We start from the raw sequence: 9,054 nt of genomic DNA, 5'->3' as shown, positions 1-9,054 counted from the left end.
GTTCAAAAGTAAAAGTCTGACTTAATGGAGGGAAGGTCGGGGTGTGTCAGTCTGTGGTGAAAGAGGACACGGGACCCAGCGGCTACGCGGCGGCCCGGCTGCGCCTCCTCACCGAGGGGGCGCGGTCCGGGCCGCCGCGCCGTACCGCCCTCGCCGAGCTGACCGACGATTGGCTGACCGGGCTGTTCGCGGCGGCCACCGAGGGCATCAGGGGCGGCGTCTGTCTGGTCGCCGTCGGCGGCTACGGCCGCGGTGAGCTCTCCCCGCGCAGCGACCTGGACCTCCTGCTGCTGCACGACGGCGGCGACCCCGGCGCGGTGGCCGCGGTCGCCGACCGGCTCTGGTACCCCGTCTGGGACCTCGGCATCGCCCTCGACCACTCGGTGCGCACGCCCGCCGAGGCCCGCAAGACCGCCGGTGAGGACCTCAAGGTCCAGCTCGGCCTCCTCGACGCCCGCCACATCGCCGGCGACCTCGGTCTCACCTCCGGACTGCGCACCGCGATCCTCGCCGACTGGCGCAACCAGGCGCCCAAACGCCTCCTGGAACTCCAGGAGCTGTGCGCGGAGCGCGCCGAACGCCAGGGCGAACTCCAGTACCTGCTGGAACCGGACCTGAAGGAGGCCCGCGGCGGCCTCCGCGACGCCACCGCCCTGCGCGCCGTCGCCGCCTCCTGGGTGGCCGACGCCCCGCGCGAGGGCCTCGCCGACGCCCGCAGACGCCTCCTCGACGTCCGCGACGCCCTGCACCTGGCGACAGGGCGCGCGACCGACCGGCTCGCCCTCCAGGAACAGGACCAGGTCGCCGCCGAACTGGACCTCCTCGACGCCGACACCCTGCTGCGCCAGGTCTACGAGTCCGCGCGCGTCATCTCGTACGCCAGCGACGTCACCTGGCGTGAAGTGGGGCGTGTGCTGCGCTCGCGTGCCGTCCGGCCGCGGCTGCGCGCCATGCTCGGCGGCGGCAAGCCCGTCCCCGAGCGCTCCCCGCTCGCCGAAGGGGTGGTGGAGCAGGACGGGGAGGTGGTGCTCGCCCGCGCCGCACGCCCCGAACGCGACCCCGTGCTCCCGCTGCGTGCCGCGGCCGCCGCGGCCCAGGCCGGCCTCCCGCTCTCGCTGCACGCCGTACGCCGCATGGCCGAGACCGTCCGCCCCCTGCCCACCCCCTGGCCCGCCGAGGCCCGCGAACTGCTGGTCACGCTCCTCGGCTCCGGCCGGCCGACGGTCGACGTCTGGGAGGCCCTGGAGGCCGAGGGCCTGATCACCGGCCTGCTCCCCGACTGGGAGCGGGTGCGCTGCCGTCCCCAGCGCAACGCCGTCCACATCTGGACCGTCGACCGGCACCTCATCGAGACCGCCGTGCGCGCCTCCGAGTTCGCCCGCCGCGTCCACCGACCCGACCTGCTCCTGGTCGCCGCCCTGCTGCACGACATCGGCAAGGGCTGGCCCGGGGACCACTCCGTGGCCGGCGAGATCATCGCCAAGGACGTGGCGGCCAGGATCGGCTTCGACCGCGCGGACGTGGCCGTCCTGGCCACCCTCGTACGCCATCACCTGCTGCTCGTCGAGACCGCCACCCGCCGTGACCTGGAGGATCCGGCCACCCTCCGGCTGGTCGCCGAGGCCGTCGGCACCCAGGGCACCCTGGAGCTGCTGCACGCCCTCACCGAGGCGGACGCCCTGGCCACCGGCCCGGCCGCCTGGTCCTCCTGGCGCGGCTCCCTCGTCGCCGACCTGGTCAAGCGGGTCTCCGCGGTCCTCGCCGGGGACACCGCGGACGAACCCGAGCCGGCCGCGCCCACGGCCGAGCAGGAGCGGCTCGCCATCGAGGCGTTCCGCACCGGCGGCCCGGTGCTCGCCCTGCGCGCCCAGACCGAGCCGGCGGCCACCGACGAGGAGCAGACCGGCGAGCCGGAACCGCTCGGCGTGGAGCTGCTCATCGCCGTGCCCGACCAGCCCGGCGTCCTGCCCGCCGTCTCCGGGGTGCTCGCCGTGCACCGCCTCACGGTCCGCACGGCCGAACTACGTACCCTCCGGCTCCCGGCCGACGTCGACGGCACGGTCCTGCTCCTCGACTGGCGGGTGGCGGCGGAGTACGGCTCGCTCCCGCAGGCCGCCCGGCTGCGGGCCGACCTGGTGCGGGCGCTGGACGGCTCGCTCGACATCGCGGGACGCCTCGCCGAGCGGGACGCGGCCTACCCGAGGCGCCGCGGCCGGTCGGCGCCGCCGCCGCGCGTGACGGTGGCCTCGGCGGCCTCCCGGCACGCGACGGTGTTCGAGGTGCGCGCCCAGGACGCCCCCGGGCTGCTGTTCCGGATCGGCAACGCGCTGGAGAAGGCGGGTGTGCGGGTGCGCAGCGCCCACGTGTCGACGTTGGGCTCGAACGCCGTGGACGCCTTCTACGTGACCTCGGCCGCCGGGACCCCGCTGGCGGGGGAGGAGGCGGCCTCGGTGGCCCGGGCGCTGGAGGAGACCCTGCGGGCGTGACCCCGTGGGTCCGACCACCCGGTCGTGCAAGGCGGGGACGAGTTCCTTGCGCGGCCGGATACCCTGGAGGGCAGCCCAGACTGTCGCCTACGCCGAGGACCGACGCAGCCGTGTTCGATACCCTTTCTGATCGCCTCTCAGCCACTTTCAAGTCCCTCAGGGGCAAGGGGCGGCTCAGCGAGGCGGACATCGACGCCGTGGCGCGGGAGATCCGCATCGCGCTGCTCGAAGCGGACGTGGCCCTGCCGGTCGTGCGGGCGTTCATCAAGAACGTCAAGGAACGCGCCCTCGGTGCCGAGGTCTCGCGTTCCATGAACCCGGCCCAGCAGGTCCTGCTGATCGTGAAGGACGAGCTCGTCACGATCCTCGGTGGCGAGACCCGGCGCCTGCGGTTCGCCAAGACGCCGCCGAGCGTGATCATGCTGGCGGGTCTCCAGGGTGCCGGCAAGACCACCCTCGCGGGCAAGCTCGGCCGGTGGCTGAAGGAGCAGGGCCACTCGCCGGTCCTGGTCGCGGCCGACCTCCAGCGCCCGAACGCCGTGAACCAGCTGAGCGTCGTCGCCGAGCGCGCCGGTGTCGCGGTCTACGCCCCCGAGCCGGGCAACGGCGTCGGTGACCCGGTCAAGGTCGCCAAGGACTCCATCGAGTTCGCCAAGCAGAAGGTCCACGACATCGTGATCGTGGACACCGCCGGCCGTCTCGGTGTCGACCAGGACATGATGCAGCAGGCCGCGGACATCCGGGACGCGGTCTCGCCGGACGAGATCCTCTTCGTCGTCGACGCGATGATCGGTCAGGACGCCGTCACCACCGCCGAGGCCTTCCGCGACGGCGTCGGCTTCGACGGTGTGGTCCTGTCCAAGCTGGACGGCGACGCCCGCGGTGGTGCCGCCCTGTCGATCCGCCAGGTCACCGGCAAGCCGATCATGTTCGCGTCGAGCGGCGAGAAGCTCGAGGACTTCGACGCGTTCCACCCTGACCGGATGGCCTCCCGCATCCTCGACCAGGGTGACCTGCTCACCCTGCTCGAGCAGGCCGGGAAGGTGTTCGACCAGGAAGAGGCCGAGAAGATGGCCTCCAAGCTGGCGTCCAAGAAGGGCCAGGACTTCACCCTGGACGACTTCCTGGCCCAGATGGAGCAGGTCAGGAAGATGGGCAGCATCAGCAAGCTGCTCGGGATGCTGCCCGGCATGGGCCAGATCAAGGACCAGATCAACAACCTGGACGAGCGGGACGTCGACCGCACCGCCGCCATCATCAAGTCGATGACCCCCGGCGAGCGCCAGGACCCGACCATCATCAACGGCTCGCGGCGCGCCCGTATCGCCCGTGGTTCGGGCGTCGAGGTCAGCGCGGTGAAGAACCTCGTCGAGCGGTTCTTCGAGGCCCGCAAGATGATGTCCCGCATGGCCCAGGGCGGCGGCATGCCCGGCATGCCGGGGATCCCGGGCATGGGCGGCGGCCCCGGCCGGCAGCGCAAGCAGCAGAAGCAGGCCAAGGGCAAGCAGCGCTCCGGCAACCCGATGAAGCGCAAGCAGCAGGAGCTGGAGGCGGCCCAGCGGCGCGAGGCCGCCGCCCAGGGCGGCAACGCCTTCGGGATGCCGCAGCAGGGCGCCGAGGACTTCGAGCTGCCGGACGAGTTCAAGAAGTTCATGGGCTGAGTCCACCCGTGCGGGTGCCACCCCGTCGCCTCCGGCCGCGTCCGAAGCGTCAGCGCACGCGCGCGATCAGGTACCGGAAGACGTTCGGCATCCACACCGTGCCGTCAGGCCGCAGGTACGGCTGGAGCGCCTCGACCAGCTCCTTGCCTACCTGCTCCTCGTCGGCGGCCGCGATCCCCGCGTCGAACAGCCCGGTCGACAGCAACCCCCGCACCGCGTTGTCCGCGTCGGCGTACCCGAACGGGCAGGACACCCGCCCGGAACCGTCGATCCGCAGACCGGCCCGCCCGGCGACCTCCTCCAGGTCGTCCCGGCGGGCCGGCCGCCAACAGTCCGTCCTGCGCAAAGGATCGGCCAACTTCGCGGCCACCCGCAGCACGGACGAGGTCGCGCAGCGTTCCGGCGGACCCCAGCCGGCCAGCACCACGGCCGCCCCGCGCGCCGCCGACGGGACCGCCTCCCCGAGCAGGCCGCCGAGCCGCTCGGCGTCGCCCGCCAGGCAGCCGATCGGCTCGAAGGCGGTGATCAGGTTGTACGCCGGTGCCTGCACGTCGGCCGCGTCCCCGGGCGAGCCCTGGACGATCCGGGCGGTGCGGCCACGGGCGCGTGCCCCCGTGGCCGGGTCGGGCAGCAGCCGCTCACGGGCGAGGGCGAGTCGTTCGGGAGAGGAGTCGACCCCGGTCACCGTGGCTCCTCTGGCCGCCGCCATCAGCAGGGCGAGACCGGAACCGCAGCGCAGGCCGAGCAGCCGGGTGGCCGGGCCCACTTCGAGTCGCTCGTGGACGGTCTCGTAGAGCGGCACCAGCATCCGCTCCTGGATCTCGGACCAGTCACGCGCGCGTGCGCCCAGGTTCACGCGGGGGGTGGAGCCCGCGTGAGAAGGAGGGTGGTGCCGCACGAGCGTAGGTGTCATAGGTAAGCGCCCCAATCCGCCGAGAGATACGCACTGACCGATTCCGTGGCCCCCGTGCCGTGCGCCCGCACTTCCCACCTATGCCACATAACTCCGGGCTCGCGGTGGCGTCCAGAGGTCGCGGGACCCCGCTTGTGCATGGACTATGACTGTGGCGAGATTTCACATCCCGGCAACTTGGGGCTCTACCATCGGACCCACGACACGGCGGTTCTGGCCATGGTCGGCCCCGGAGTAACGTCCGGTTCGCCGGGCACGCTGACCGATGTGGCGTCCTCCGCCGCCGAGAGCGGCCGAAACGTGTCTTGCGCAGCCACCGACCACTGCCGCCCCGGCGTCCGGCTCGTGGGTACGCGCCGGGGCGTACGTCGGACTACGCACCGGCTTGGTAGGAGCTGTGAGGCTTCTCCGCAGATCAGCGCACCCGTACTCGTCTCCGCGCATCAGCGGCAACTGACGGGTACGTGCAAATTATTTGGGATGCCCCGGAATAGGAACACAGCGGCACCCCCGCTCGTTGTCATTACGTGAGCACGACACAGACACCACCTGTCCTCGCAGCAGAGCTGGCGCAGGCGTGGGCCGACATTCAGCGGTACCACCCCGAGCTGCCGGACCTCGCCGCGCCAGAGTCCCTGATCGGGGAGTCGTCGTCCGCGTGCGGTCACGAACTCTCCTTCGAACGGCTGCTCCATGAGGCAGTCCACGGCATCGCCGCCTCCCGGGGAGTCCGCGACACCTCACGGGCCGGCCGCTACCACAACCGCCGATTCCTGGCGATCGCCGAGGAACTGGGCCTGGACCACCCCGACGAGCCGCATCCCAGCAGCGGCTTCTCGCTGGTCTCCCTCAGCCCCGAGGCGAAGCGCCGCTACCGTCCGACCATCGAGAGACTGCAACGCGCGCTCAAGGCGCACACGGTGGCCACGTCCGCCGACACCACCCGCACCTTCCGCGGCCCGGCCGCCCGCCACGGCTCCTCCGGTGGCGGCGTCCGCGTCAAGGCGGTGTGCGACTGCGGCCGCAACGTCCGGGTGGTCCCGTCGGTCCTGGCCCAGGCGCCCATCGTGTGCGGCGGCTGCGGCAAGCCGTTCCGCATCCCGGAGGTCGTCGGCGCGGCGTAGGACGCGGCTGCTCGTGGCAGCCGCGGCCGTCGCCGCACCGTGATGCCGGTCAGTGCACCCGACGTAACACCACCTCCACGCCGGGTGCGCTTTCGGCGTGCCCTCGCACGACCGCCGGGCAGGGCGACCCGCAGGGTGTGGCACAATGGCTAGCTGTACTCGACAGCCGCACAGGACCCCTCTCTCCTCCGGCTGACGCGTCCGTCGGGCACTCGGGTACCGCAACCCCACGCGGCAGTCTCGCCGTGCCCAACCACGTCAAAACCAGGAGAACCCACTCCCGTGGCAGTCAAGATCAAGCTGAAGCGTCTGGGCAAGATCCGTTCGCCTCACTACCGCATCGTCGTCGCCGACTCCCGCACCCGCCGTGACGGCCGTGCGATCGAGGAGATCGGCAAGTACCACCCGACCTACAACCCGTCGGTCATCGAGGTGGACGCCGACCGCGTGGCGTACTGGCTCGGCGTCGGCGCCCAGCCGACCGAGCCCGTGCTCGCCATCCTGAAGAAGACCGGCGACTGGCAGAAGTTCAAGGGCGAGCCCGCCCCGGCGCCGCTGCTCGTCGCCGCGCCCAAGTCGACGCGTCCGTCGTTCGAGGCGCTCGGCGGTGACGACGAGGGCAAGGGTGAGGCGATCACCCAGAAGAAGAAGGCTGAGAAGAAGGACGAGGCCGCTGCCGAGTCCGAGTCGACCGAGGCCTGAGCAGCATGCTCGAAGAAGCGCTTGAGCACCTCGTGAAGGGCATCGTCGACAACCCTGACGATGTGCAGGTCGCCTCGCGCAACCTGCGCCGCGGGCGCGTGCTGGAGGTCCGGGTGCACCCCGACGACCTCGGCAAGGTGATCGGCCGCAACGGCCGTACCGCGCGTGCCCTGCGCACCGTCGTGGGTGCCATCGGCGGCCGCGGTGTCCGCGTCGACCTCGTCGACGTGGACCACGTCCGCTGACGCTTAATCGCAACCGGCTCGGGCCGGGGAGGGCCGCCGGCCGTCCCCGGCCCGCAGTCGTATGAGCGCAGTCGTATGAGCAGGGAATGACAGGAGACCAGGCACAGTGCAGCTCGTAGTCGCACGGATCGGCCGCGCCCACGGCATCAAGGGCGAGGTCACCGTGGAGGTACGCACCGACGAACCCGAGCTCAGGCTCGCCCCCGGCGCCGTGCTCGCCACCGACCCCGCAGGCGTGGGACCGCTCACCATCGAGACGGGCCGCGTGCACAGCGGCCGTCTTCTGCTGCGCTTCGAGGGCGTCAAGGACCGCACCGGCGCCGAGGCTCTGCGCAACACCCTGCTGATCGCCGAGATCGACCCGGAGGAACTGCCCGAGGGCGAGGACGAGTACTACGACCACCAGCTCATGGACCTGGACGTGGTCACCGAGGACGGCACCGAGGTCGGCCGGATCACCGAGATCTCCCACCTGCCCTCCCAGGACCTGTTCATCGTGGAGCGTCCCGACGGCACCGAGGTGATGATCCCGTTCGTGCAGGAGATCGTCGTCGAGATCGACCTGGAGGAGCAGAAGGCGGTCATCGCGCCGCCGCCGGGTCTGATCGACGACCGCGCAGAGATCGTTTCCTCGCGGGAAGAGTCGTAAGAGATGCGCCTCGACGTCGTCACGATCTTCCCCGAGTACCTGGAACCGCTGAACGTCTCGCTGGTCGGCAAGGCACGCGCGCGTGGGCAGCTCGACGTCCACGTGCACGACCTGCGGGCCTGGACCTACGACCGCCACAACACCGTCGACGACACGCCGTACGGCGGCGGCCCCGGCATGGTCATGAAGACCGAGCCCTGGGGCGACGCCCTCGACACCGCGCTCGCCGACGGCTACGAGACCGGCTCGCACGCCCCCGCGCTGATCGTGCCCACCCCGAGCGGCCGCCCCTTCACCCAGGAACTGGCCGTCGAGCTCTCCGAACGGCCCTGGCTGATCTTCACGCCGGCCCGCTACGAGGGCATCGACCGGCGCGTCATGGACGAGTACGCGACCCGGATACCGGTGTACGAGGTGTCCATCGGCGACTACGTGCTGGCCGGCGGCGAGGCGGCGGTACTGGTGATCACCGAGGCGGTGGCCCGGCTGCTGCCCGGCGTCCTCGGCAACGCCGAGTCGCACCGGGACGACTCCTTCGCCCCCGGCGCGATGGCCAACCTCCTGGAGGGCCCCGTCTACACCAAGCCGCCCGTCTGGCGCGGCCGGGACATCCCAGAGGTGCTGCTCAGCGGCCACCACGGCAAGATCGCCCGCTGGCGCCGCGACGAGGCCCTGCGGCGCACGGCCGCCCACCGGCCCGACCTGATCGAGCGCTGCGACCCCAAGGCCTTCGACAAGAAGGACCGCGAGATGCTCTCCATCCTGGGCTGGGCCCCGGACCCGCAGGGCGCCCCCCACGGCCGATTTTGGCGCAGGCCAGAGGCCGTGGAAGAATAGGCCGCTGTTGTGCGTCCGTCCGGCATGCGCCCCTGCCGCAGGGGGACACGACGCCCGCCCCGACCCGCACGGCACTCCTCATGGAACACCTAGTTTCCGTTGATGACCTGTGGCATCAGCGAAGAAAGCAGACGAAATGTCTCACCTGCTCGACACCGTCGACACCGCGTCGCTGCGCAGCGACGTCCCGGCCTTCCGCCCGGGTGACACCGTCAACGTCCACGTGCGCGTCATCGAGGGCAACCGCTCCCGTGTGCAGCAGTTCAAGGGCGTTGTGATCCGCCGCCAGGGCAGCGGTGTCCGCGAGACCTTCACGGTCCGCAAGGTCTCCTTCTCCGTCGGCGTCGAGCGCACCTTCCCGGTGCACACCCCGATCGTCGAGAAGATCGAGCTCGTCACCCGCGGTGACGTGCGTCGCGCCAAGCTCTACTACCTGC

General features: G+C 71.6%; 9 protein-coding genes. 8 read left to right on the top strand and 1 reads right to left on the bottom strand.

The window, feature by feature from the left end; all coding sequences use genetic code 11:
• The first annotated feature begins 53 nt into the window (after positions 1–53).
• Together ABZ646_RS32890 and ffh are read left to right on the top strand one after the other, a co-directional pair.
• The gene (locus ABZ646_RS32890) at positions 54–2,486 is read left to right on the top strand and encodes a [protein-PII] uridylyltransferase (protein ID WP_360527040.1); all 2,433 of its coding nucleotides are present in this window, start codon (positions 54–56) and stop codon (positions 2,484–2,486) included.
• 110 nt (positions 2,487–2,596) lie between these two features.
• Positions 2,597–4,147, top strand: coding sequence for a signal recognition particle protein (ffh, locus tag ABZ646_RS32885; RefSeq protein ID WP_360527037.1), 1,551 nt, complete (start codon positions 2,597–2,599; stop codon positions 4,145–4,147).
• A gap of 49 nt (positions 4,148–4,196) precedes the next feature.
• Here the strand turns inward: ffh and ABZ646_RS32880 are convergent, their stop codons facing one another.
• Complete coding sequence (locus ABZ646_RS32880; protein ID WP_360527034.1) at positions 4,197–5,060, bottom strand: class I SAM-dependent methyltransferase; 864 nt, start codon at positions 5,058–5,060, stop codon at positions 4,197–4,199.
• A 527-nt stretch (positions 5,061–5,587) separates the two neighbouring features.
• Between ABZ646_RS32880 and ABZ646_RS32875 the strand changes: the two genes are divergently transcribed.
• From ABZ646_RS32875 to rplS, 6 genes are all read left to right on the top strand, one after another.
• A complete protein-coding gene (locus ABZ646_RS32875; RefSeq protein WP_360527031.1) occupies positions 5,588–6,184 on the top strand; it encodes a hypothetical protein in 597 nt (198 codons plus the stop codon).
• Between the two features lie 282 nt (positions 6,185–6,466).
• Positions 6,467–6,886, top strand: coding sequence for a 30S ribosomal protein S16 (gene rpsP / locus ABZ646_RS32870; protein WP_351485038.1), 420 nt, complete (start codon positions 6,467–6,469; stop codon positions 6,884–6,886).
• Positions 6,887–6,891: 5 nt separating this feature from the next.
• Positions 6,892–7,131 carry an RNA-binding protein gene (locus ABZ646_RS32865; RefSeq protein ID WP_003973401.1) on the top strand — a complete coding sequence of 80 codons (240 nt, stop codon included), beginning with the start codon at positions 6,892–6,894 and terminating at the stop codon, positions 7,129–7,131.
• A gap of 106 nt (positions 7,132–7,237) precedes the next feature.
• The gene (gene rimM, locus ABZ646_RS32860; RefSeq protein ID WP_360527028.1) at positions 7,238–7,780 is read left to right on the top strand and encodes a ribosome maturation factor RimM; all 543 of its coding nucleotides are present in this window, start codon (positions 7,238–7,240) and stop codon (positions 7,778–7,780) included.
• A 3-nt stretch (positions 7,781–7,783) separates the two neighbouring features.
• On the top strand, positions 7,784–8,617 hold the full coding sequence (gene trmD, locus ABZ646_RS32855) for a tRNA (guanosine(37)-N1)-methyltransferase TrmD (RefSeq protein WP_360527025.1): 834 nt from the start codon (positions 7,784–7,786) through the stop codon (positions 8,615–8,617).
• A gap of 136 nt (positions 8,618–8,753) precedes the next feature.
• Positions 8,754–9,054 (top strand): 50S ribosomal protein L19 (rplS, locus tag ABZ646_RS32850; protein ID WP_360527022.1); only part of this gene is annotated, 301 nt, incomplete at its 3' end.

Origin of the sequence: Streptomyces sp. NPDC007162, assembly GCF_040634175.1 — a bacterium.
Lineage (GTDB): Bacteria > Actinomycetota > Actinomycetes > Streptomycetales > Streptomycetaceae > Streptomyces.
This window is presented reverse-complemented; position numbering and strand designations above follow the sequence as displayed.